The organism is Streptomyces sp. NBC_00076 (assembly GCF_045041235.1).
Taxonomy (GTDB): domain Bacteria; phylum Actinomycetota; class Actinomycetes; order Streptomycetales; family Streptomycetaceae; genus Streptomyces.
Window position 1 is genome coordinate 8,056,316 of the sequence record NZ_CP108242.1, and the last position, 22,136, is coordinate 8,078,451.

At 71.9% G+C, this 22,136-nt stretch carries 20 protein-coding genes and 1 pseudogene; 9 read left to right on the top strand and 12 right to left on the bottom strand.

The window, feature by feature from the left end:
• Window positions 1–67 precede the first annotated feature (67 nt).
• From OHA64_RS36260 to OHA64_RS36270, 3 genes are read left to right on the top strand one after another with little or no spacing between them, the layout of a single operon-like run.
• Window positions 68–1,381, top strand: a complete 1,314-nt coding sequence (locus OHA64_RS36260) for an extracellular solute-binding protein (protein WP_405620490.1) — start codon at window positions 68–70, stop codon at window positions 1,379–1,381.
• Window positions 1,381–2,334 carry a carbohydrate ABC transporter permease gene (locus tag OHA64_RS36265; RefSeq protein WP_405620492.1) on the top strand — a complete coding sequence of 318 codons (954 nt, stop codon included), beginning with the start codon at window positions 1,381–1,383 and terminating at the stop codon, window positions 2,332–2,334. The genes OHA64_RS36260 and OHA64_RS36265 overlap by 1 nt, the downstream gene beginning before the upstream one ends.
• The gene (locus OHA64_RS36270) at window positions 2,331–3,161 is read left to right on the top strand and encodes a carbohydrate ABC transporter permease (protein WP_405620494.1); all 831 of its coding nucleotides are present in this window, start codon (window positions 2,331–2,333) and stop codon (window positions 3,159–3,161) included. The genes OHA64_RS36265 and OHA64_RS36270 overlap by 4 nt, the downstream gene beginning before the upstream one ends.
• Window positions 3,162–3,176: 15 nt before the next feature.
• Here the strand turns inward: OHA64_RS36270 and OHA64_RS36275 are convergent, their stop codons facing one another.
• The 3 genes from OHA64_RS36275 to OHA64_RS36285 form a co-directional block, all read right to left on the bottom strand.
• A complete protein-coding gene (locus OHA64_RS36275; RefSeq protein WP_405620496.1) occupies window positions 3,177–4,481 on the bottom strand; it encodes an HRDC domain-containing protein in 1,305 nt (434 codons plus the stop codon).
• A 167-nt stretch (window positions 4,482–4,648) separates the two neighbouring features.
• Window positions 4,649–5,311 carry a response regulator transcription factor gene (locus OHA64_RS36280; protein WP_123992183.1) on the bottom strand — a complete coding sequence of 221 codons (663 nt, stop codon included), beginning with the start codon at window positions 5,309–5,311 and terminating at the stop codon, window positions 4,649–4,651.
• A gap of 298 nt (window positions 5,312–5,609) precedes the next feature.
• Entirely contained in the window at window positions 5,610–6,287 is a 678-nt protein-coding gene (locus OHA64_RS36285; protein ID WP_405620499.1) for a DUF3000 domain-containing protein, read from the bottom strand.
• A gap of 108 nt (window positions 6,288–6,395) precedes the next feature.
• On the opposite strand from OHA64_RS36285, the gene hemE reads away from it, so the two are divergent.
• The gene (hemE, locus tag OHA64_RS36290) at window positions 6,396–7,484 is read left to right on the top strand and encodes a uroporphyrinogen decarboxylase (RefSeq protein WP_405620501.1); all 1,089 of its coding nucleotides are present in this window, start codon (window positions 6,396–6,398) and stop codon (window positions 7,482–7,484) included.
• A 9-nt stretch (window positions 7,485–7,493) separates the two neighbouring features.
• Here the strand turns inward: hemE and OHA64_RS36295 are convergent, their stop codons facing one another.
• Window positions 7,494–8,318 (bottom strand): rhomboid family intramembrane serine protease, encoded by an 825-nt coding sequence (locus tag OHA64_RS36295; protein ID WP_405620503.1) that lies wholly within the window; start codon window positions 8,316–8,318, stop codon window positions 7,494–7,496.
• Window positions 8,319–8,443: 125 nt separating this feature from the next.
• Here OHA64_RS36295 and OHA64_RS36300 point away from each other — a divergent pair, with 125 nt between their 5' ends.
• Window positions 8,444–8,764 (top strand): hypothetical protein, encoded by a 321-nt coding sequence (locus tag OHA64_RS36300; RefSeq protein ID WP_405620505.1) that lies wholly within the window; start codon window positions 8,444–8,446, stop codon window positions 8,762–8,764.
• A gap of 62 nt (window positions 8,765–8,826) precedes the next feature.
• On the opposite strand, the gene OHA64_RS36305 is transcribed toward OHA64_RS36300, so the two are convergent.
• Together OHA64_RS36305 and OHA64_RS36310 are read right to left on the bottom strand one after the other, a co-directional pair.
• Entirely contained in the window at window positions 8,827–10,221 is a 1,395-nt protein-coding gene (locus OHA64_RS36305; protein WP_405620507.1) for an FAD-dependent oxidoreductase, read from the bottom strand.
• Between the two features lie 56 nt (window positions 10,222–10,277).
• Window positions 10,278–11,264, bottom strand: a complete 987-nt coding sequence (locus OHA64_RS36310) for a DUF4349 domain-containing protein (protein WP_405620509.1) — start codon at window positions 11,262–11,264, stop codon at window positions 10,278–10,280.
• A 157-nt stretch (window positions 11,265–11,421) separates the two neighbouring features.
• Here OHA64_RS36310 and hemG point away from each other — a divergent pair.
• Both hemG and hemQ read left to right on the top strand, forming a co-directional pair.
• Window positions 11,422–12,928, top strand: a pseudogene (hemG, locus tag OHA64_RS36315) (protoporphyrinogen oxidase).
• 4 nt (window positions 12,929–12,932) lie between these two features.
• Window positions 12,933–13,664 carry a hydrogen peroxide-dependent heme synthase gene (gene hemQ / locus OHA64_RS36320; protein ID WP_405620511.1) on the top strand — a complete coding sequence of 244 codons (732 nt, stop codon included), beginning with the start codon at window positions 12,933–12,935 and terminating at the stop codon, window positions 13,662–13,664.
• Here hemQ and OHA64_RS36325 read toward each other — a convergent pair.
• The 5 genes from OHA64_RS36325 to OHA64_RS36345 all read right to left on the bottom strand — a co-directional run bounded on the left by OHA64_RS36325 (window position 13,613) and on the right by OHA64_RS36345 (window position 20,324).
• Window positions 13,613–15,235, bottom strand: coding sequence for an alpha/beta hydrolase (locus tag OHA64_RS36325; protein WP_405620513.1), 1,623 nt, complete (start codon window positions 15,233–15,235; stop codon window positions 13,613–13,615). The genes hemQ and OHA64_RS36325 overlap by 52 nt on opposite strands.
• 128 nt (window positions 15,236–15,363) lie before the next feature.
• Complete coding sequence (locus OHA64_RS36330; protein ID WP_405620515.1) at window positions 15,364–16,146, bottom strand: TIGR04222 domain-containing membrane protein; 783 nt, start codon at window positions 16,144–16,146, stop codon at window positions 15,364–15,366.
• 97 nt (window positions 16,147–16,243) lie between these two features.
• The gene (locus tag OHA64_RS36335) at window positions 16,244–17,038 is read right to left on the bottom strand and encodes a DUF4142 domain-containing protein (RefSeq protein WP_405620517.1); all 795 of its coding nucleotides are present in this window, start codon (window positions 17,036–17,038) and stop codon (window positions 16,244–16,246) included.
• 392 nt (window positions 17,039–17,430) lie between these two features.
• Window positions 17,431–19,026: a DUF692 family multinuclear iron-containing protein gene (locus OHA64_RS36340; RefSeq protein WP_405620519.1), complete on the bottom strand. Its 1,596-nt coding sequence runs from the start codon at window positions 19,024–19,026 to the stop codon at window positions 17,431–17,433.
• 548 nt (window positions 19,027–19,574) lie between these two features.
• Window positions 19,575–20,324, bottom strand: coding sequence for an aminoacyl-tRNA hydrolase (locus OHA64_RS36345; RefSeq protein ID WP_405620521.1), 750 nt, complete (start codon window positions 20,322–20,324; stop codon window positions 19,575–19,577).
• 10 nt (window positions 20,325–20,334) lie between these two features.
• Here OHA64_RS36345 and OHA64_RS36350 point away from each other — a divergent pair, with 10 nt between their 5' ends.
• Together OHA64_RS36350 and OHA64_RS36355 are read left to right on the top strand one after the other, a co-directional pair.
• Complete coding sequence (locus tag OHA64_RS36350) at window positions 20,335–21,222, top strand: ATP-binding cassette domain-containing protein (RefSeq protein ID WP_405620523.1); 888 nt, start codon at window positions 20,335–20,337, stop codon at window positions 21,220–21,222.
• Window positions 21,219–21,890 carry an ABC transporter gene (locus OHA64_RS36355; RefSeq protein WP_405620525.1) on the top strand — a complete coding sequence of 224 codons (672 nt, stop codon included), beginning with the start codon at window positions 21,219–21,221 and terminating at the stop codon, window positions 21,888–21,890. The genes OHA64_RS36350 and OHA64_RS36355 overlap by 4 nt, the downstream gene beginning before the upstream one ends.
• 20 nt (window positions 21,891–21,910) lie before the next feature.
• Here OHA64_RS36355 and OHA64_RS36360 read toward each other — a convergent pair whose 3' ends face one another.
• Entirely contained in the window at window positions 21,911–22,090 is a 180-nt protein-coding gene (locus OHA64_RS36360; RefSeq protein ID WP_405620527.1) for a hypothetical protein, read from the bottom strand.
• Window positions 22,091–22,136: the final 46 nt, after the last annotated feature.

Below are 22,136 nucleotides of genomic sequence, written 5' to 3' on the forward strand. Positions count from 1 at the left end.
CGCTGTCAGAGTGCCGAATCAGCCATCTCGTACGTGCTCGTCCGTCCCGTGAACGGAGCTGATGCACATGAACCGCCGCCACATCCTCGCCATGGTCGTCGGGGCCGCCCTGCTGATACCCGGCTGCACCGGCACCGGAGGAACGTCGAAGGGCGCCGACGCCAAGGCGCCCGACGATCCGTCGAAGGTCACCGGAACCATCAAGGTCCTCACCGTGCGGACCGACCTCGTGCAGGACGGCACGATGAAGAAGTACGCCGCCGAGTTCAACAAGACCTATCCGAAGGTCAAGGTCGAGTTCGAGGCCCTCACGAACTACGAGTCCGAAGTCAAGATCCGTATGAACACGGAGAACTACGGCGATGTGCTGCTGATCCCCGCGGTGATCAAGAAGAGCGACTACCCGAAGTTCTTCGCCTCGCTGGGGACCCAGCAGGAGCGCGGCAAGAAGTACCGCTTCACCGACTTCACCACCGTCGACGGCAAGGTCTACGGACAGACCCCGGTCGGCGTGAGCCCCGGATTCGTCTACAACAAGCGGGTCTGGAAGGAGGCCGGTGTCACCGACTGGCCCACCACCCCGGCCGAGTTCCTGGACGACCTCAAGGCGATCAAGTCCAAGACCGACGCGATCCCGTACTACACCAACTTCGCGGCCGGCTGGACGCTGACCTCGTGGACGTCCGTCAACGGCTCCGTCCACTGCGACGCCAAGGCGACCGACAAGCTGGCCGAGGGCGACCCGTGGGCGAAGGACGCCGACCTGCGCGTGGGCGACACCCTGCTGTACGACACCGTGAAGTCGGGCCTGATCGAAAAGGACCCGACGACCAGCAACTGGGAGGAGTCCAAGCCCCGGACGGCGAAGGGCGAGATCGCCACCCAGTGGCTCGGCACCTGGGCGCTCGTCCAGTTCCAGGATGCCGCCAAGAAGGCCGGCGTGAACCCCGACGACATCGGCTTCATGCCCTTCCCGTCCCAGGTGGACGGCAAGTTCTGCGCGGTGATCGGCCCCGACTACAACCAGGCCGTCAACGTCCACTCGAAGCACAAGGACGCGGCCCGCGCCTGGATCGACTGGTTCACCGACAAGTCGACCTACGCCCAGGACAACCTGGCCATCTCCCCGCTCAGGGACGCACCGCTGCCCGCCGTGCTGAAGCCGTACGAGGACGCGGGCGTGAAGTTCATCGAGGTGGACGACGGCAAGGGCGCCCAGGTCAAGAGCATCGACAACCAGTCGGAGACCGGCATCTACGCACCCGAGTACCGGCAGAAGCTCGTCGATCTCGCCCGCGGCGCCCGCAAGGGCAGCCTCGACGGCTTCTTCGCCGACCTCAGCGAGCGCTGGACCGAGGCGCAGAAGAACTCGGGCTCCTGATGGCGGACGTCACCGAGAAGGCGGCCTTCCGGGCCGGGGCGGGTGCGGCGCCCGCCGCCTCCGCCCCGGCCCCCGCCCCACGCCGGAGGCGGCTGCGGCGGGGCATCACCCCCTGGCTCTTCCTGATCGCCCCGCTCGCCCTGCTGATCACCTTCACCTACGTGCCGATCGCCAACATGGCCGCGTACAGCCTCACCGACTGGGACGGTGTGAGCCCGGAACTGCACTACACGGGCGTCGGGAACTACACCGAGATCTTCACCCGGGAAGACCTCTTCCGGGTCTTCTTCGTCAGCGGCTACTACCTCGCCGCCTCCGTCGTGCAGATCGTCGCCGCGCTCTACTTCGCGACGATCCTGAGCTTCAACATCCGTTTCCGGAACTTCTTCAAGGGCGTGCTCTTCTTCCCGTACCTGATCAACGGGGTCGCGATCGGCTTCGTGTTCCTCTACTTCTTCCAGGACGGCGGCACCCTCGACTCGGTGCTCGGCCTGTTCGGCTACCACTCCGACCACGCCTGGCTCGGGACCCCGGTCTCCGCGAACACCTCGCTGGCCGGCGTCTCGGTCTGGCGCTACATGGGCGTGAACTTCGTGCTGTTCCTCGGCGCGATCCAGTCCATCCCGGGGGAGTTGTACGAGGCCGCGGAACTGGACGGCGCGAACCGCTGGCACCAGTTCCGCTACATCATCGCGCCCGGCATCAAACCCGTGGTCACCCTCACGGTGATCCTGTCGATCTCCGGCTCGCTGTCCGCCTTCGAGATCCCGTACATCATGACCGGCGGGGCGACGGGGACCGCGACCTTCGTGATCCAGACGCTGAACCTGGCCTTCCGCTTCAACAAGACGGGGCTCGCCTCGGCGGCCGCGATCGTGCTGCTGCTGATCATCCTGCTGGTGACCTGGGTACAGCGGCGCCTCGTCCCCGACGACAGGGTGGACCTCGTATGACACGTCGTGCCGTGGCCCGGACGCTGGTGTATCTCTCGCTGATCTCCGCCACGCTGGTGGTCCTGCTCCCGCTCGGCGTCGTCCTGCTGACCTCCCTCAAGTCCGAGAAGGAGATGGCGGACGGCGGCGGGGCCCTGTCGCTCCCGGACGACCCGCTCAACTTCCACAACTACGTGTCGGCGTTCGAGGGCGGCGAGATGCTGTCGGCGTTCGGCAACACCGCCGTCATCCTGCTGTTCTCCATCGGCGGCACCGTCCTCATCGGCTCGATGACGGCGTACGCCATCGACCGCTTCACGTTCCGCTTCAGGAAACTGGTGGTCGCGCTCTTCCTGGTCGCCGCACTGGTCCCGGGCGTCACCACCCAGGTCGCGACCTTCCAGATCGTGAACAGCTTCGGGATGTTCGACTCGCTGTGGGCGCCGATCGTGCTCTACATGGGCACGGACATCGTCTCGATCTACATCTTCCTGCAGTTCGTACGGTCCATCCCGATCTCCCTGGACGAGGCGGCCCGGCTGGACGGCGCAGGCGCCTTCACGATCTACCGCAAGGTCATCTTCCCCCTGCTCAGGCCGGCGATCGCGACGGTCGTGATCGTGAAGGGGATCACCGTCTACAACGACTTCTACATCCCCTTCCTCTACATGCCCTCGGAGGATCTTGGCGTGATCTCGACGTCGTTGTTCCGCTTCAAGGGCCCCTACGCCGCCCACTGGGAGACGATCTCGGCAGGAGCGGTCCTGGTGATCCTGCCGACCCTGATCGTCTTCCTGAGCCTGCAACGCTTCATCTACAACGGCTTCATGCGAGGAGCGACGAGGTGAGAGCGCCCGCGGCGGCTACGCGGACATCGCGGCCACCAGAACCGGCGTCACCTGCTCCACCTGCCACGGCCGAGCCCCGAACCCCGCCAGCGCGGCGGCCACGGACTCAGCGTCGACGACGGCGGGCGGCTCCCAGCAGACCCGTCGCACGGTGTCGGGCGTGATCAGGTTCTCCTGCGGCATGGTGAGCTGCTCGGCCAGCGCCGAGACGGCCGCCCGGGCCGCCGACAACCGGGCCGCGGCCTCGGGATCCTTGTCGGCCCAGGCCCTCGGCGGAGGCGGCCCCGTCACCGGCTGCCCCGGCTGCGGCAGTTGCGCGTCGGCCAACTCCTTGGCCCGGTCGACGGCCGCCTGCCACTGCTCCAGCTGCCGCCGGCCCATCCGATGCCCGAACCCGTTCAACGCGGCGAGCGCGTGCACATTGGCCGGAACGGCGAGCGCCGCCTCGACGATGGCCGCGTCGGACAGCACCTTGCCCGGCGACACGTCCCGCCGCTGTGCGTTGCGGTCCCGCGTCTGCCACAGCTCGCGCACCACCGCGAGCTGCCGACGCCGCCGCACCTTGTGCATCCCGGAGGTCCGCCGCCAGGGGTCCTTGCGCGGCTCCGGCGGCGGCGCCGACGCGATGGCGTCGAACTCCTGCTGCGCCCACTCCAGCTTGCCCTGCCGGTCCAGCTCCTTCTCCAGCGCGTCCCGCAGGTCGACGAGCAGCTCCACATCCAGTGCCGCGTAGCGCAGCCACGGCTCGGGCAGCGGCCGGGTCGACCAGTCGACGGCGGAGTGGCCCTTCTCCAGTACGAAGCCCAGCACGCCCTCGACCATCGCGCCGAGGCCCACCCGGGGGAACCCGGCGAGCCGGCCGGCCAGCTCGGTGTCGAACAGCCGAGTGGGGACCATGCCTATCTCCCGCAGGCACGGCAGATCCTGGGTGGCGGCATGCAGTACCCACTCCACACCGGAGAGCGCCTCGCCCAGGCCCGAGAGGTCGGGGCAGGCCACGGGGTCGATCAGCGCGGTCCCCGCGCCCTCACGGCGCAGCTGCACCAGATAGGCGCGCTGGCCGTAGCGGTAGCCGGACGCGCGCTCGGCGTCGACGGCGACGGGGCCGGAGCCGGCGGCGAAGGCGGCGATCACCTCCGCGAGCGACTCGTCGTCGGCGATCACCGGCGGAATCCCCTCGCGTGGTTCCAGCAAGGGGATCGCTTCAGGGCCGGGCTCGGAGTTCGGCGCCCCCGTAACAGAAGATCCGCCGTCGTCCGGAGGGGCGCCTCCGGTGGTTCGCAGTGAAACGTCTGCTGCGGTCTCTTGGGCGTCGGTCACCTGTCAAGGGTATCCATGTATGGACAGCGCCCGCCGACGGAACGTTCCGTCGGCGGGCGCCTGGGGGTCGTAAACCAGTCAGCTCGGTGAAAGATCCGGCTCACTGGGGGTGGATACGCGGACGAAGATCGACGGTCGATCGGGTTCACGTCCGTGAAGGGCGGGCGTCAGTGGATGATCCCGGTGCGCAGGGCCACCGCGACCATCCCGGCACGGTCACCCGTACCGAGCTTGCGGGCGATGCGGGCGAGGTGGCTCTTGACGGTCAGGGCGGACAGGCCCATCGAGACGCCGATCGCCTTGTTCGACTGGCCCTCCGCGACCAGTCGCAGCACCTCGACCTCCCGGCCGGACAGTTCGCGGTAGCCGCCCGGGTGACTCGGGGCACCCGGGGGGCGGCGGTGCATACGGGCGGCGGCGGCGCCGATGGGGGCGGCGCCGGGTCGGGTGGGGAGCCCGAGGTTGGTACGGGTGCCGGTGACGACGTAGCCCTTGACTCCGCCGGCGAGCGCGTTGCGTACGGCGCCGATGTCGTCGGCGGCGGACAGGGCGAGCCCGTTGGGCCAGCCCGCGGCGCGGGTCTCGGACAGGAGGGTGAGGCCGGAGCCGTCGGGCAGGTGGACGTCGGCGACGCAGATGTCGCGGGGGTTGCCGATGCGGGGACGAGCCTCCGCGACGGACGAGGCCTCGATGACGTCGCGCACACCGAGCGCCCACAGGTGGCGGGTGACGGTGGAGCGGACGCGCGGGTCGGCCACGACCACCATGGCGGTCGGCTTGTTCGGGCGGTAGGCGACCAGGCTTGCGGGCTGCTCGAGGAGAACGGACACCAGGCCTCCTGGGTGGGGGACGGGGCCGGCTTGTGGGGAGGAAGCCGGGACGAATCGTGCTTTCAAGGTCACAGTCGTCTTCGGCACCAAACCCGTCCGCCTTTAGAGAATGATCACGATCTAGTGAGTAACAATCCGTGCAATTCGGACACGCGATCGATCACCCGAAGATCGAACGGTTTCGCTCTGCGTCCAATACCTGGCCGAAAGTGGCCGTATCGACAAAGAGATCGGAAAAAGAGGTCGACGAGGGTCGACCGTTGGTTCATTGGTTGGTTCAGCGCAGGGCAGAGGGAGTTCAGCGCGACTGCGGGTCCCGGCGCTGCGGCAGTGTGACCACCGACGCGTCACCGGGACCGGCCGGCGGCAGTCCCGCGACCTGGGCCAGCAGATCGCACCAGGCCGCCAGGTGCGCCGCCGCGTCCGGCACCCCGCCCAGGCCCTCCCGGGGTGTCCAGGACGCGCGGATCTCGATCTGCGAGGCGGCCGGACGTTCGGACAGACCACCGAAGTAGTGCGAGCTCGCACGGGTGACCGTGCCGCTCGGCTCGCCGCACGTCAGACCGCGCGCGGTGAGCGCTCCGGTCAGCCACGACCAGCAGACGTCGGGCAGCAGCGGATCGGCGGCCATCTCGGGCTCCAGCTCCGCGCGCACCAGCGTCACCAGCCGGAAGGTGCCCTGCCAGGCCTCGTGCCCGTCCGGGTCGTGCAGCAGCACCAGCCGGCCGTCCGCCAGGTCCTGGTCGCCCTCGACGACCGCCGCTTCCAGCGCGTACGCGTGCGGAGCGAGCCGCTTCGGTGCCGGTGTCGGCTCCACCTCGATCTGCGGCCGCAACCGCGCCGCTCTCAGCGCGTCCACGGCCGCCCGGAAGGGCGGCGGAACCGACCTGCTCGTATGCCCCTCGCCCTCCTCGGTGTCCTTCGCCTCGTCCATCCCGCCAGTGCCGTCCGACAGTCGTCCCTGAGCCGCAGCCATGCGGGGAAGATTAAGGGGAACGGGGGCCTCGCGCAGGGAGGGACACCCAGTTGCCGGGCGTCGGGGTTGCCGTCGGGGCCGGGTCCGGTGGCGTGCGAGACTTGCCCCGTGAGTGCCAACGAGAGCCAGGCGAGCCCGCGCCCGGCGCAGCCGACAGCCACGTCCGACGCCGTCAAGGATTCCGCCTTCCTCAGGGCCTGCAGGCGTGAGCCGGTGCCGCACACGCCCGTGTGGTTCATGCGGCAGGCCGGGCGCTCGCTGCCGGAGTACCGCAAGGTCCGCGAGGGCATCCCGATGCTCGAGTCCTGCATGCGGCCCGAGTTGGTCACCGAGATCACTCTCCAGCCGGTGCGCCGGCACGGCGTCGACGCGGCGATCTACTTCAGCGACATCGTCGTCCCGCTCAAGGCGATCGGCATCGACCTCGACATCAAGCCCGGCGTCGGCCCGGTCGTCGAGCGCCCGATCCGCACCCGCGCGGACCTCGCCCAGCTCCGCGACCTCACCCCCGAGGACGTCTCCTACGTCACCGAGGCCATCGGCCTGCTGACCGCCGAGCTCGGCTCCACCCCTCTGATCGGATTCGCGGGCGCGCCTTTCACCCTCGCGAGCTACCTCGTCGAGGGCGGTCCGTCGCGCACGTACGAGAACGCCAAGGCGATCATGTACGGCGACCCCGAGCTCTGGTCGGACCTGCTCGACCGGCTCGCGGACATCACGGCCGCCTTCCTGAAGGTCCAGATCGAGGCGGGCGCGAGCGCGGTCCAGCTGTTCGACTCCTGGGCCGGCGCGCTGGCTCCGGCGGACTACCGCAGGTCGGTGCTGCCCGCCTCCGCCAAGGTCTTCGAGGCCGTCGCCGGCTACGGCGTACCCCGCATCCACTTCGGCGTCGGCACCGGTGAGCTGCTGAAGCCGATGAGCGAGGCCGGCGCGGACGTCGTCGGCGTCGACTGGCGCGTCCCGCTCGACGAGGCCGTCCGCCGCGTCGGCCCCGGAAAGGCGCTCCAGGGCAACCTCGACCCGACCGTCCTGTTCGCCGGCACCGAGGCCGTCGAGACCAAGACCCGCGAGGTCCTCGACGCGGCCGCCGGCCTCGAGGGCCACATCTTCAACCTGGGCCACGGCGTCATGCCGTCCACCAACCCGGACGCGCTGACCCGGCTCGTCGAGTACGTCCACACCCAGACCGTCCGCTGACGCGCGCGCTCACCAGGTGTGCCGGGGCCTCGCCCGCCTGCCGAACAGCAGGCCGCGTGGCTCCGGCGGCGGGGGCGTCCCCGGCTTCAGCGGCCAGGCGAGCAGCATGCCCGCGAGGAAACCGACGATGTGCGCCGCGTACGCCACGGTGCCCACGCCGGAGACGCCCTCGCCGGACGAGTACACCGCCTGCAGCACGAACCAGAAGCCCAGCACCAGCCAGGCCGGCAGCCGCAGCGGCAGGAAGACCAGGAACGGCACCAGCACCCACACCCTGGCCTTCGGATACAGCACCAGATAGGCGCCCAACACCCCGGCGATGGCTCCCGACGCGCCGATCAGCGGGTCGGCGGAGTCGGCGTTGAACAGCGCGAAGCCGTACGACGCCGCATAGCCGCAGGCGACGTAGAAGAGCGCGTACCGCACATGGCCCATGCGGTCCTCGACGTTGTTGCCGAAGATCAGCAGGAACAGCATGTTGCCCAGCAGATGCAGCCAGCCGCCGTGCAGGAACATCGCCGTGAGGACGCTGAGGGGCGGCGACTTGTCGTACGTCGGAGGGCCCACCACACAGCCCGCGCCCCGCGCCCCCACCCCGACGTCGCCGGTGGGCACGAGCCGCGGCAGCTGATGGTGGATCAGCTCCTGCGGCACGGCAGCGTAGTGGTCCAGGAACGCCTGGAGGTGGCACAGCTGGGCCAGGTTGCTGTCGCCCGCCACGGAACCGGAGAGGCCGGGCATGAGAAGGAAGACGAGGACGTTCGCGGCGATCAGCGCATGCGTCACCCAGGGAGTGCGGCTCACGGGGTTCACGTCATGGACGGGGATGACCACAAGGAAGTAGTGCCCCCGATGCGGGCGGCGAATCGGTGAACGCCACCGTCCGCCTGTGCGTATGTCTCCTCAACCGCCCGCGGCACGGGGAAGGCGGGTCGCGGGGACGACGTGAGGAACAGGCGATGAACGACCGAGTTACTCCTCCGATGCACGCAACGCCCGACGGCGAGGCGGAGCTCTCGCTGGTGGTGCGACTGCCCTGGGAGGACGTGGCACGGCTGGGCCAGGAGGCGGGACGGATGGCCGCGCAGATGCAGCGGCCAGTGACCCTCGACGAGGCGGTGAGCAACCGGCTCCGGTCGGCCCGGTCGGCGGCCCACGCGAAGCCCGCGGGGGAGCAGCCGGCCCCCATGACCAGCAGCGCCTCCGTCTCGTCGCTGCCGCCGAGGCCTCCGGCCGACCAGGCGAGGCAGGCGATAGAGAGGATCAACGGCACCGCGTAGGAGTCCGTTCCCGCGGAAGGGTCCCTTGCCGCGGGAGCGTCCCGTACCCCGGATCTGTCGGTTCAGGAGGTCCGCACTTTCAGAGCTGCCTTGCGGGCCGCCACCAGGACCGGGTCCCAGACCGGGGAGAACGGAGGGGCGTAGCCCAGGTCCAGGGCTGTCATCTGTTCCACCGTCATGCCGGCCGTCAGGGCCACCGCGGCGATGTCGACTCGCTTGCCCGCGCCCTCCCGGCCGACGATCTGCACGCCGAGCAGCCGTCCCGTGCGGCGCTCGGCGAGCATCTTCACCGTCATGGGGGCGGCGTCCGGGTAGTAGCCCGCGCGGCTGGTCGACTCGATGGTGACCGACTCGAAGCGCAGGCCCACCCTGCGGGCGTCCTTCTCCCGCAGGCCCGTACGCGCGATCTCCAGGTCGCACACCTTGCTGACCGCCGTGCCGACCACGCCCGGGAACGTGGCGTACCCGCCGCCCGCGTTCGTGCCGATGACCTGTCCGTGCTTGTTGGCGTGCGTGCCCAGCGCGATGTGCCGCAGCTGGCCCGAGACCAGGTCGAGGACCTCCACGCAGTCGCCGCCGGCCCAGATGTTCTCGTGCCCGCGCACCCGCATCGCCAGGTCGGTCAACAGGCCGCCGTGGGCGCCGAGCGGCAGCCCCGCCGCCGCGGCGAGCCCCGTCTCGGGACGCACGCCGATACCGAGCACGACCACGTCCGCCGGGTACTCGGCGTCCTGCGTGGCCACCGCCCGCACCCGGCCGTCGTCGGTCGTGAGCACCTTGGTGACCTCGGCGTCGTCGACCATGGTGATGCCCAGGCCCGTCATCGCCTCGTGCACCAGCCGGCCCATGTCCGGGTCGAGCGTGGACATCGGCTCCCTGCCCCGGTTGACGACCGTCACCTGGTAGCCGCGGTTGATGAGCGCCTCGGCCATCTCGACGCCGATGTAGCCCGCGCCGACCACGACCGCCCGACGGCCACGTGTGCCTGCCAGTGTGTCGATGAGCGCCTGGCCGTCGTCGAGCGTCTGCACGCCGTGCACGCCGGGCGCGTCCACGCCCGGAAGATCCGGCCGGACGGGGCGGGCACCGGTCGCTATCACGAGTTTGTCGTACGACGTCCAGGACTCGGCACCGGAATCGACGTCACGCGCAAGTACCCGCCCGCCGGCCACGTCGATCTCCGTGACCTCGGTGCGTATCCGCAGGTCGATGTCGCGCGCCCGGTGCTCCTCGGGCGTCCGGGCGATCAGCTGGTCCCGATCGGAGACGTCACCGCCCACCCAGTACGGGATCCCGCACGCCGAGTAGGACGTGAAGTGGCCGCGCTCGAACGCCACGATCTCCAGCTCGTCCGGGCCCTTCAGCCGTCGGGCCTGCGACGCCGCGGACATCCCCGCAGCGTCGCCGCCGATCACGACCAGACGCTCCGGCCCACGCTTCGTACGGCTCATGCTCATACGAACACGCTACGTGCGCAGGGCATTTCAGTCCCACTCATTGCACCGGCAGCGGCTCAGTGCTCCTCGCCGCCCTCCCGCGGACGGGTGGGCTCGGGCGCCTGCCGGGCCGTCGGAAGCGGGCCGAGCGCGGTCGACGCGGGCGCGGCGGCGGGGCGGCGCGGCAGCCGGGGGCGGACGATCCGCAGCCACACCAGGACGATCAGCGCGGCCACCGCCACGAACGGCAGCACCGCCCCGATCGCCACGGCCAGCCAGCGCAGCATCGTCACGAACGCGTCCCAGCCGCCCGCCAGCGCGTCCGTGAACCCGGGGTCGTCGTCCTCCTGGACCGCCTTTTTCACCGGCGTCTCGGACAGGGACAGGGTGATGGTGGCCAGGCTGGTGCGGTCCTTCAGGGACGACTGCTGGGCCAGCAGCGCCTCCAGGTCGGATTCCCGCCTGCTCAGCTCGCCCTCCAGCGTCACCACGTCGCTGAGATCGGTCGCCTGGTCCATCAGTTCGCGCACCCGCGCCACGCTGGCGCGCTGCGACCTGATGCGGCTGTCCACGTCGACGACCTGATCGGTGACGTCCTGCGCCTTCGCCGTGCGTTCGAGGAGCTTGCCGGCGCCCTGGAGCTCGTCGAGGACCGTGTCGTACCGGTCGACGGGCACTCGCAGCACCACCCGGGTGCGCTCGCGGCCGTCCCCGTCCCGGCTGGTGGACTCGTTGCCGACGTAGCCGCCCGCGTTCTCGACGGTGCCGCGCGCCTCGTCGAGGGCCTTCGGTACGTCCTTGACCTGCACGGTCAGGGACGCGGTGCGGATGATGTGGCTGGTGACCTTGGGCGGCGCGGTCGCCTTGACGGCGCCCGCCCCGCCGGCGCCGTCGGCCGCGCCACCGGGTGCGGCCTCCTTCGCGTCGCTCTGCGCGTCGGCCTTGTCGGCCGTCGTGCCGGCGGAATCAGCGCCGTCGGCGCTGCAGCCGGTCAGCGCGAGGGCCGCGGCCAGCAGGAGACCGGCCAGGGCCTGAACGGGTCGTACGGAACGTCGTGCGCGCATGCGGGCTACCCCCGAGGGTTGTGACGACTGACGCTCCTACGACGCCGGAGCGGGCCCGGACGTTGGAGAAAAACGGTCCCGATGCGGTCACGGTCGGGACTCGTGAAGGACACCGGGCCGCCGCGGGGGTGTCAGTGGGGTCTGAGAAAGTGGGGGGATGAGCGCAACGGGTACGGACACCGGGCATGTCGTCGTCGTCGGAGCCGGGATCGCGGGGCTGGCCGCCGCGCACCGGCTGCTGCGGCGGGGGGCCCGGGTGACCGTGCTGGAGGCCTCGGAGCGCGTCGGCGGCAAGCTGCTGCCCGGCGAGATCGCGGGCGCCCGCGTCGACTTCGGCGCCGAGTCGATGCTCGCCCGCCGCCCCGAGGCCGTCACCCTCGCCCGCGAGGTGGGCCTGACCGACCTCCTCCAGCCGCCCGCCACCGCGACCGCCTCGCTGTGGACCCGCGGCGCCCTGCGCCCGATGCCCAAGGGCCATGTGATGGGCGTCCCCGGCACCGCCGACGCCCTCACCGGCGTGCTGTCCGACGAGGGTCTCGCCCGCATCGGACAGGACGCCGACCTGCCACGCACGGAGGTCGGCGACGACGTGGCGGTCGGGGAGTACGTGGCGGCGCGGCTGGGCCGCGAGGTCGTCGACCGCCTCGTGGAGCCGCTCCTCGGCGGGGTCTACGCGGGCGACGCGTACCGCATCTCGATGCGCTCGGCGGTCCCGCAGCTCTTCCAGGCCGCGCGGACACACGACTCTCTGACCGAGGCGGTCCGCGAGATCCAGGCGAAGGCCGCGGCGGGCCAGCAGACCGGCCCGGTGTTCATGGGCATCGCGGGCGGGGTCGGCTCGCTGCCGCTCGCGGTGGCCGAGTCGGTGCGGGAGCGCGGCGGCGAGATCGTGACCGGGGCGCCCGTGACGGAGCTGCGCCGCGAGGCGTCCGGCGGCTGGCGGGTCGTCGCGGGGGACCGGGTCCGGCACGCCGACGCGGTGATCGTCGCCGCCCCCGCTCCCGTCGCCGCCGGTCTGCTGCGCACCGAGTCACCCGCGGCCGCCACCGAGCTCACCGCCGTCGAGTACGCCTCCATGGCCCTGGTCACCCTCGCCTACCACCGCGCTGACGTCACGCTCCCCGAGGGCAGCGGCTTCCTCGTCCCGCCCGTCGAGGGACGCACCATCAAGGCGTCTACGTTCGCCTCCCAGAAGTGGGGCTGGATCGGCGACGAGAACCCGGACCTCCTCGTCCTGCGCACCTCCGTCGGACGGTACGGCGAGACGGAGATCCTCCAGCGCGAGGACGCCGACCTGGTAGCGGTCTCCCGCCACGACCTGCGTGCGGCCACCGGCCTGGACGCCACCCCCGTCGAGACCCGCGTCACCCGCTGGACCGACGGCCTGCCGCAGTACCCCGTCGGCCACCACGCGCGCGTGGCCCGCATCCGCGACCACGTCGGCAAGCTGCCGGGGCTCGCGGTGTGCGGCGCGCAGTACGACGGCGTCGGCATCCCGGCCTGCATCGCGAGCGCGTACGCGGCCGTGGACCAGATCCGGGGCGACCTGGGATCAAAGGTGTAGCGCGAAGCGCTTCGGTTGAGGGTGTGGTGGGCGACGGGCGGGCCTGGAGGAGCTCACCGCCAACCCGGTGCAGAGCCTCCACGGCGGAGCGGGAGAATGAGGTCATGAGTGACGACGCCCCCACCACCGAGTCCGGCAGGGTCCCGAACAAGGGCAAGCTGGCCAAGGACCTCAACGAGACCATCCGCTACACCCTCTGGTCCGTCTTCCAGCTGAAGGACGTGCTCCCCGAGGACCGCGCGGGTTACGCCGACGAGGTCCAGGAGCTGTTCGACCAGCTCGCCGCCAAGGACGTGACGATCCGCGGCACCTACGACGTGTCCGGTCTGCGCGCCGACGCCGACCTCATGATCTGGTGGCACGCGGAGACCAGCGACCAGCTCCAGGAGGCGTACAACCTCTTCCGCCGCACCAGGCTGGGCCGCGCCCTCACGCCGGTGTGGTCGAACATGGCGCTGCACCGCCCCGCCGAGTTCAACCGCGCGCACATCCCGGCGTTCCTCGCCGACGAGACGCCCCGCGACTACGTCAGCGTCTACCCCTTCGTGCGCTCCTACGACTGGTACCTGCTGCCCGACGAGGACCGCCGCCGCATGCTCGCCGACCACGGCAAGATGGCCCGCGGCTACCCGGACGTGCGCGCCAACACCGTCGCCTCGTTCTCCCTCGGCGACTACGAGTGGATCCTCGCCTTCGAGGCCGACGAGCTGTACCGCATCGTCGACCTCATGCGCCATCTGCGTGCCTCCGAGGCCCGGATGCACGTCCGTGAAGAGGTCCCGTTCTACACGGGCCGCCGCAAGTCGGTCGCCGACTTGGTCGCCGGGCTCGCCTGACGCGGTTCCGGTTCCGGGTGCGGCGCACACGCGGCGCGCCGCACCGGAAGCCGCCCTTCCAACAGGTACGCGTCCAGGTACCCGTTGACGCACGGGTTCGGCCCACCCGCGATCCCGTGCGTACCCGCGTCCCGCTCCGTCACCAGCACCGCCCCCGACAACCGCCGACGCAACTCCAGCGCCCCCTCGTAGGGCGCGGCCGCGTCCCGCTCGGCCGCCAGGATCAGCGTCGCCGGCACCTCACCAGGACCGGTACGCACGTCGAGGGGCCGCTGACGCGGCGCGGGCCAGTACGCGCAGGACAGGTTCGTCCACACGTTGTCCCAGGTCTCGAAGGGTGCCACGCGCGCGAGCCGGGTGTTGTCCCGGTCCCACACCTGCCAATCCGTGGGCCAGGGCGCGTCGTTGCACTCGACGGCCGTGTAGACCGCGTGCGCGTTCTCCGCCTCGGCCGCCGTCTCCGGATGCGGCCCGGCCTGCTCGACCAGCGGCTCCGGGTCGCCCTTCAGATACGCCGACAGCGCCTGCGCGCGGTGCGGCCAGTAGTCGTCGTAGTAACCGACCGACAGGAAGGCCTCCTGCAACTGGCCGGGGCCGACCGTCCCGCCCGCCGGCTTCGCGGCCAGCCGTGCCGCGGCCTTCTCGTAACTGCGCAGAACCTCGCCGGCCGTGTCACCCAGTGAGTACACGTCGTCGTGCCGGGCGGCCCACTCCCGGAAGTCCTGCCAGCGTCCCTCGAACGCGGCCGACTGGGCGAGGTTGCTGCGGTACCAGACCTGGTCGGGGTGCGGGTTCACCGCGGCGTCGAACACCATCCGCCGTACGTGCGACGGGAAGAGGGTCGCGTACAGCGCCCCCAGGTAGGTGCCGTACGACGCGCCCACGAACGTCAGCCTCGACTCGCCGAGCGCGGCGCGCAGGACGTCCAGGTCACGGGCGTTGTTGAGGGAGGTGTAGTGCCGCAGGTCGTCGCCGGCGCGCTGCGCGCAGCCGCGCGCGTACGCCTTCGCCTGAGCGATGCGTTCCTTCTTGTACGCCTCCGAGGGGTGCGTCGGCGCCTGTGTCGGAGCCTTGAGGAACGTCTTGGGGTCCTCGCAGGACAGGTGCGCGGACCGGCCCACGCCGCGCGGGGCGTAGCCCACGAGGTCGTACGCCGCCGCGAGCCGTTTCCACTCCGGGAGGGCGCCGATCAGCGGGAAGTACATGCCGGAGCCGCCCGGCCCGCCCGGGTTGAAGACCAGGGAGCCCTGCCCGGGCACCCGGCGCTTGCTGTTGTTCGGGTCCTTGTGGGTGGCCGGCACCCGGCTCACGGTCAGTTCGATCTGCCGGCCGTCGGGCCGGGCGTAGTCGAGCGGCACGGACACGGTGCCGCACCGCACGGTGCCCGGCAGGTCCTCGGTGGCGGGGCAGGCACCGAAGTCGATGCCCCTCGCCCCGGCGCGCGCGGCGGCCACCGCGGTGCCGCGCAGCTCGGCCACGCCCGGCACCCCGGGGGCGCTGCCGGCCGGGGCCGCGGTGAGCGTGGTCAGGAGCAGGGTCCCGGCGGCCGAGTAGAGGGCGGGGGCTCTCATCGCGTATCCCTTCGGTGCATGACAGCAACAAAAGGGATGTTTCGTTCGGCCGTTGTCGAAGGCAAGCACCGCCCGGCCGGTGTCGGCCCCAATGCCCCCGTGCGCCCCCGGGACCGGCCGGACAGCTCCTAGGCGCGCCAGTCCTGCTGCTCCCGGTGGGCGAAGGCCGCACGCAGGTCCGGTTCGCCGATCGCGCGGACGCCGTGGACGGCCACCGAGGTGAGATCCGTACGGTCGTCCCGGCCGCGGCGCCTGGGCAGGGCGCCGAGCAGCCGCTGACCGGCCGGGGACGCCCAGCGCGAGTAGGGGTGGACCTCGATCCGGGCGATGGCGAGACAGCTCAGGATGAGCGCCAAGGGCAGCCCGAACCAGAGGGCGACCAGGCCGCGCGGCACGTCCGACTGGGCCGGCGTCAGCAGCGCGGTCGCGCCCAGCGCCAGCACGGCAAGCGCGGCGAACTGCACCTGGCGGATCCCGGCGGCGACTCCCTCCCGGGCGCCGTCGGACACGGCGAGCCCCGCGCTGACCAGCCGGTCGGAGATGCCGTTCACGGCGTCCGCGGTGGCCGCGGCAGCCCGTACCGGGGCGATGCGCGACTGCCCCTCCGGCCCGATGGCACCTATCACCGACCGCTCCATGTCGTCCCGCCCGCGCGGATCGACGACGGTCGCCCAGCCGGTGCGCGCGAGCAGCAGCCGTCTCTGGCGCGCCATGGAGACGAGGGTCAGATCGGCGACCCGTCGGGGACCGCCGGACAGGAAGGCCGCCTCGTACAGCGTCAGATCGTGTGCCCGGCCCGCGTCCGCGTCTTCCGCGTCCACGGCACCCGCGTGGACGGCGGCCAGGCACAGCCGCGTACACGCCGTGCCGGCGGCGGCCCAGGCCAGCAGCAGGAGAAGGACCCAGAACATAGGCAATTTTCTATGCGACGGGGCCCTGTGACGCCATGCCTTGTTCACAGTCCGGACGGAGTGTTGTCGGTATGTGACGTTCCGGTGAGTGTCCGGGTCAGGAGGTCTCGGGTGCCGGCGGAGGCGGGTTGGAGGCGGCCGGCGGGAGTGGATAGGTCGGGGACGGCGACGGCGTCGTCGGGAGCGGGATCACCGGGCCCGGGTCGGTGATCGTGCCCGGCGGGGCAGGGGAGTTGGCGATCGGGGGAGTGCTGTCGGCCGCCAGGTCCCGGGCCAGGGCGTCGAAGTCGACGTACCCCGTGGCCTCCAGGACCTTGATGTGGTCCAGCACGGTCGTGTTGGCGTCGTCGGCGAGGGCGCGGACGAGCGAGTTGCGGGTGCCGGCCCGTACCTGGGCGACGACCGAGAAGACCTTGCCGTGCGCCAGCCGCAGGATGTTGGCGAACTGGCGGTCGTAGTCGACGCCTTGGGCGGTGTTCAGGGTCGCGAGCCACCCCTGCTGCTGCTCGGTCGGCTCGTTGGGCAGTTCCAGGCCGAGCTGGGCGGCCACGTCCCGGACCCGCTCGTCCAGGAACGTGTGGCCCTCGACCAGGTGCGTGCCCGCCGTTCGTACGGCCTCGGTCGTGCCCTTCTGCTGCGCCTGCTGACCGGCGGGCAGCTCCCACAGGCCGGCCAGCCGGACCTTGGTGACGAAGTCCCGGTCGAGGGCGGACAGCGGCCCGTACTGCGTCGACACGGTCTCGGCGTTCAGCACGTCCAGGCCGGTACCGGACCGGTCGTCGTACGACCAGATCGGGAAGATCAGCGCCACGAGGGTCGCGATCAGGCCGACGATGATGACGCCTGTGCCGGTGAAGATGCCTCTGCCGTTCACGGGGGGACGGGGTCGCATGGTGCCTCCTGTTGCGGCACCGCACGCTAGTGCGTTTGGTGTGCGGGGTTGGCATGTTACTGCGGGGTCTACGCCAACTGCCGTACGGGGGAGGAAGGTTGCATCAGGGGCGAGGTGGGATGAATGGGGGAAGAAGGGCGAGGGGCATATAGGAGCAAACCCGATGGAAGTGGGTGATCGGGCCTGACTCGGTGTCAGGAGTGTTAACCCTGGCACACCTGGGGGCGGACGGCGGGGGGCGCGCGCCTAGTGGGGGAGTCCGGGCCGGCGTAGGTGGCCCGGGCCACGTGGCTGGACGCCCCGGGCCGACGGGCTGCGGATGGCGGTGTCCGGCGGCCCGGCCGGCCGCGGAAGGATGGCGTCGGTCGGCCACCGGCCGGCGGCGCGGGTGGTCAGCGGCGCAGCAGGACCCGGCGTGTGGCGCGAGCCAGCCGTGCCGTGGGGCGCTGCGAGCGCGGTTCCGGTCCCGACCGCTCCAGCCACCATTCCCGTAGGTGACGCCGTGCCGTGGGGTCCTCCAACTGCCCGGCGAGCAGCACCTGCTCGGCGAAGTCCAGGGCGTCGCGGCGGTAGCCGTCCGTCATCGGGTGGCCGTGGGCGTAGGCGAGGAAGGCCGGGCGGTAGGCGGAGCCGAGGATGGCCGGGAGGTCGGGGGCGACCTTCGCCACGACGTCCGCCCGCTTCCCGCCGAGCGCGCGGGCCTGGACGCCCAGACGCACCCGGTCGAACCCCTCCGGGACGGGCGTACCTGCGACCAGCGCGGACAGCAGCGCCGTCTGCGCGAGGGCCAGCCGCTGGCGGGCGAGGGCGTCGGCCCGTGCGGCTGGGGCCGGAACCTGAGCCGGTGTCGGAGCCGAGTCCGGACTCGGAACCGGGGCGGCAGCCGGAGTCGTGACCGGGGCGGGGTCCGCAGCGGGATCCGTGACCGGGGCCGGAGCCGTCAGCGGAGTCGAATCGAGAACCCGCGCAGAGTCTGGGCTCGGAACCGGGTTCGGACTCGGGAGCGTGACTGGAGCCGCAGTCGAAGCCGAAGCCGAAGCCGAAGCCGAAGCCGGAGCCGGAGCCGGAGCCGTCAGCGGAGCCGGAGCCGGATCCGGTGTGGTCGTCACGTCCGCAGGGTGGGTGGTGTCGGACCGGGGCCCGGAGGGCACCGTGACCCTCGCGCCGCCCTTCTCCAGCGCCTCCCGGATCGCCCCCAACTCCCCCTCCAGCTCGGCCGGCTCGGGGAAGTTCTCGTCGCGTTCCAGCAGGACGCCCGGCGGGGAGACCCGGGACGCGAGGTCGGTGAGGATGTCGAGGACCGGGCGGGGGACCGGGTGGGCGTGGCTGTCGTGCCAGACACCGTCGCGTTCGAAGCCGCCCGCGACATGGACGTAGGCGATGGCCTCCAAGGGAAGGTCGGTCAGCGCCTCGGCCGGGTCCTCGCCACGGTTGACGTGGTTGGTGTGCAGGTTCGCCACGTCGATGAGCAGGCGCACTCCGGTGCGGTCGGCCAGCTCGTACAGGAACTGTCCCTCGGTCAGCTCCTCGCCGGGCCAGGAGATCAGCGCGGCGATGTTCTCGACGGCGAGTGGTACCGGCAGCGCGTCCTGCGCGACGCGGACGTTCTCGCACAGCACGTCGAGGGCGTCGCGGGTGCGCGGCACCGGCAGCAGATGGCCCGCCTCCAGACGGGGGGAGGCCGTCAGCGGGCCGCCCGCCCGGACGAACGCGATGTGCTCGGTGACCAGCGGTGAGCCCAACGCCTCCGCCCGCTCGGCGAGGGCGGTCAGCCGTCCCGCCTCGGGGCGGTCGGCGCCGCCGAGACCGAGCGAGACGCCGTGCGGGACAACGGTGATCCCGCGCTCCCGCAGCCGCAGCAGGGACTGCGGGAGGTGTCCGGGGCAGGTGTTCTCCGCCACGACCTCGACCCAGTCGATGCCCGGCATGCGTTCCACGGCGTCCGCGATCTCCGGCCGCCACCCGATGCCCGTCCCCAGTCGCTCCATGGTCTCCTCCTCCGCACGGCCACACGCCTTGAACCCGCTGAGTCGTCTCCCTCGAGTCGTCCCCTTCGACGCTCCTTCGATGTGACGTGGGTATGGCCCGGGCAAGTGGACTCGAACCGCTGGGCGTCCGCGTTCAGAGCAACATTTGAGGTTCGGGTCGGACGGTGCCGAGCCGGCCGTGCCGGGTGCGGCCGGCGTCAGAAGGTACGCGCGGGACGGCCAGGGTGTTCAAACGACCGTCGGCCACCGCTCCGGCGCCCGCCCCAGCAGCCGAAGCGTCTCCGTGGGCGGTGCCGCCCCCTCGGGCACGTCCAGCGCGGTGGCGAACGCGCACCCCGGCCCGCGTACCGCCGGGTCCGTGGGGACCCGCCGGGCCGGCTCCTGCCGGGAGCCGAACAGCGCGCCCCCCGGTCTTGCTCAGCCCCGGGGCACCGGCGAGCCGCCTCAAGCGGGCACGCCTCATGCTCCTCGGCGGAGCCCAGGTCGACCGCTTCGCAGTACCGACTGACGGGTCCGGTTGCCCCGTTCGACCCTGCCGTCCAGGCGGGTCACCGCAACGCCGGGTGGTCCGCGACGACCGTGCAGGACCCGGGCGCGATCTCGGTGAACCCGGCGTCCCGCACCAACGGCAGCCCGCTCGTGGTCAGTTCACCCCAGCGGACGGGGCCGGCGGTACGTACGGCGAGGGGGAAACCCGCGTCGCGCCAGCCGGACCGTTCCTCCTGGGACAGTTCCCACCAGGCGAGTTGAGCGCCGTGACCGGCCTGCGCCATCGCCTTCCCGGCCGACATGTCCAGGTCCGGATTCAGCCAGAGCACGGGCGCCGACGGGTCCGCGGCCACCGGCGGCTCCGGATCGTCGAGGTCGGTGCCCGACACCTGGAGCCGGGCCAGGTCCTTGGGCCACCCGTCCAACGGCACCGGCGGGAAGACGCGCACCTCCGCCGACTTCCCGGCCACGGTGATCCCGGGCAACGCCACGGCCCGCCGCCACTCCGCGCCCCGGGCCCGCCGCACGACCTTGCGTATCCGCGCGTCCTGCCAGTCCCGCATCGCCCGCGCCCACTCGCCCTCGCCGGCGGACCGCTCGTCGCCCAGCATGAGGAGCACGGCTCGGGCGGCCGTCTCCAGGGCGTCGGTGCGGGCCGGGGGAGCGTCCCGCTCGATGCGGACGACCAGGGGCAGCACGAACTGCGGCGCGTGGTCCCGTGCGCTGGGGTCGGATCGGAAGGGGCTGTCGTCGCTCGACGTCGAATCTTCGCTCACAGGGTCAGTCTGCCAATCCCGGGGACGCGACATGATGTCCCCCATGCAGAACGCTCTACGGCTGGAGAACGTGGGCCGCCGCTACGGCCTGAGCGGCTCCTGGGTCCTGCGTGGCGTCGACCTGACCGTCGACCCCGGCGACCTCGTCCGGGTCGAGGGAACCAACGGCACCGGAAAGTCCACCCTCCTCCGCCTCCTGGCGAGGATCGACGCCCCCACCACGGGCCGCATCAGCGGCCGTCCCCGCACGGCCTACGTTCCCGAACGCTTCCCGTCGGCCCTGCCCTTCACCCCGTCCGGCTACCTCGCCCACCTCGGCGCCGTGCACGGTCTGAGCCGCGCCGCCGCCGCACGGGCCGCCGACGAGTGGCTCGACCGTTTCGGCGCGACGGCCCACGCCCGCACCCCGATGGCCCGACTGTCGAAAGGCAGCAGCCAGAAGGTCGCCGTAGCCCAGGCCCTGCTCGCCGAGCCCGAACTGCTCGTCCTCGACGAGGCGTGGACGGGACTGGACACCGACGCTCGGGCCGAACTGGAGCGAGCCGTGGCCGAACGCACCGCCGCCGGCGGGGCCGTGGTGTTCGTCGACCATGACCCGCGCCGACTGGCGGGCGTGCCCGACGCCACCTACCGCGTCCACGACGGCACTCTCGAACGCCGTACGGAACAGGCGACTTCGCCGTCCGGCCCGCAGGTCGTCGTCGAAGCGCAGGGCCCGCCCGGCGGACAGCTCCCCTCCGTCACCGTCACCGTCACCGTCACGGCCGCCGAGGAGACCGTCCCGGGTACGTACCGCCTCAGCGTCCCCGCGTCCCACTCGGACGTCCTCCTCCGGGAACTGCTGACGGCCCGCCCGCCGTGGCACGTACGCAGCGTGACCCGCACCGACACCCCCACCGACGCACCCCACGGCCAGGAAGACCCCAGGTGACTGCCCTCCTCCGCTACCAGGCCGCTCTCCTCGTCCGCTCCCAGCGGTGGCTGCCGCCCGTCATCCTGTACGCGGTGTTCCTGGGCGTCGGGGTGCAGGGCGGCCAGCCGGTGCTCGACTCGCTCGGGTACACGGCCGCCGCGCTGCTGCCCGTCGCCGCCTGGCTGGTACGGATCTGCGTCACGGGTGAGCCGGCGGCGGCCGGCCACTGCGTGGCCGCGGCGACCGGGCCCGGGCGGGCGCACCTGGGCCGGCTGCTGGTGGCGCTGGGCGCGTCGGCGCTGCTCGGCGCGCTCGCGACGGTGATCGTGACGTGGATCAGTGATCCGGCGAGCTCCGACCACCAGACCCGGGTGCCCCTGCTCCCCGCGGGCGCGGCCGGGCTGCTCGCCGTGCTGGCCTGTGCCCTGCTCGGCACGGCCGTCGGCGCGCTCACCAGCTGGCCCTTGCTGCGGTCACCCGGCCGGGCGGTCCCCGCGCTGCTGCTCGCGGCGCTGCTGGCGCTGGTGGTGTCCGGCTCTCCGGCCCGGGCGGCGGTCAGCGGCCTGGTCACCGGCTCCCGCTCCGGCACGGTCGAGCCGCCCCTGCTGCCGCTCGCCGGGGCCGCCCTGCTCGCGGCCGCCGCCACCGCGACGGCCTGCGCGCTCACCTCCCGCAGGTCACCCTGAGGGCGCCGGAGCCCACGGGGTCACCCCGAACAGGCCGTGCGTTGCGCTTCCTGCCATTCGCATACGGGACACAGCGTGATCCCCTTGTACGACTCCGGGTACTCCGTCGGCTTCCGGCACAGCACGCACTCCGCGTACGGCTGCCCGTCCGCCTGCGGCGGCTTCCCGCTCCCGCTGATCGTGCGGTGGTCCTCGCTCATGTCTCCAGCGTAGGACGGCCCGCCCCGGCCAGTTCCGGCCGGACGC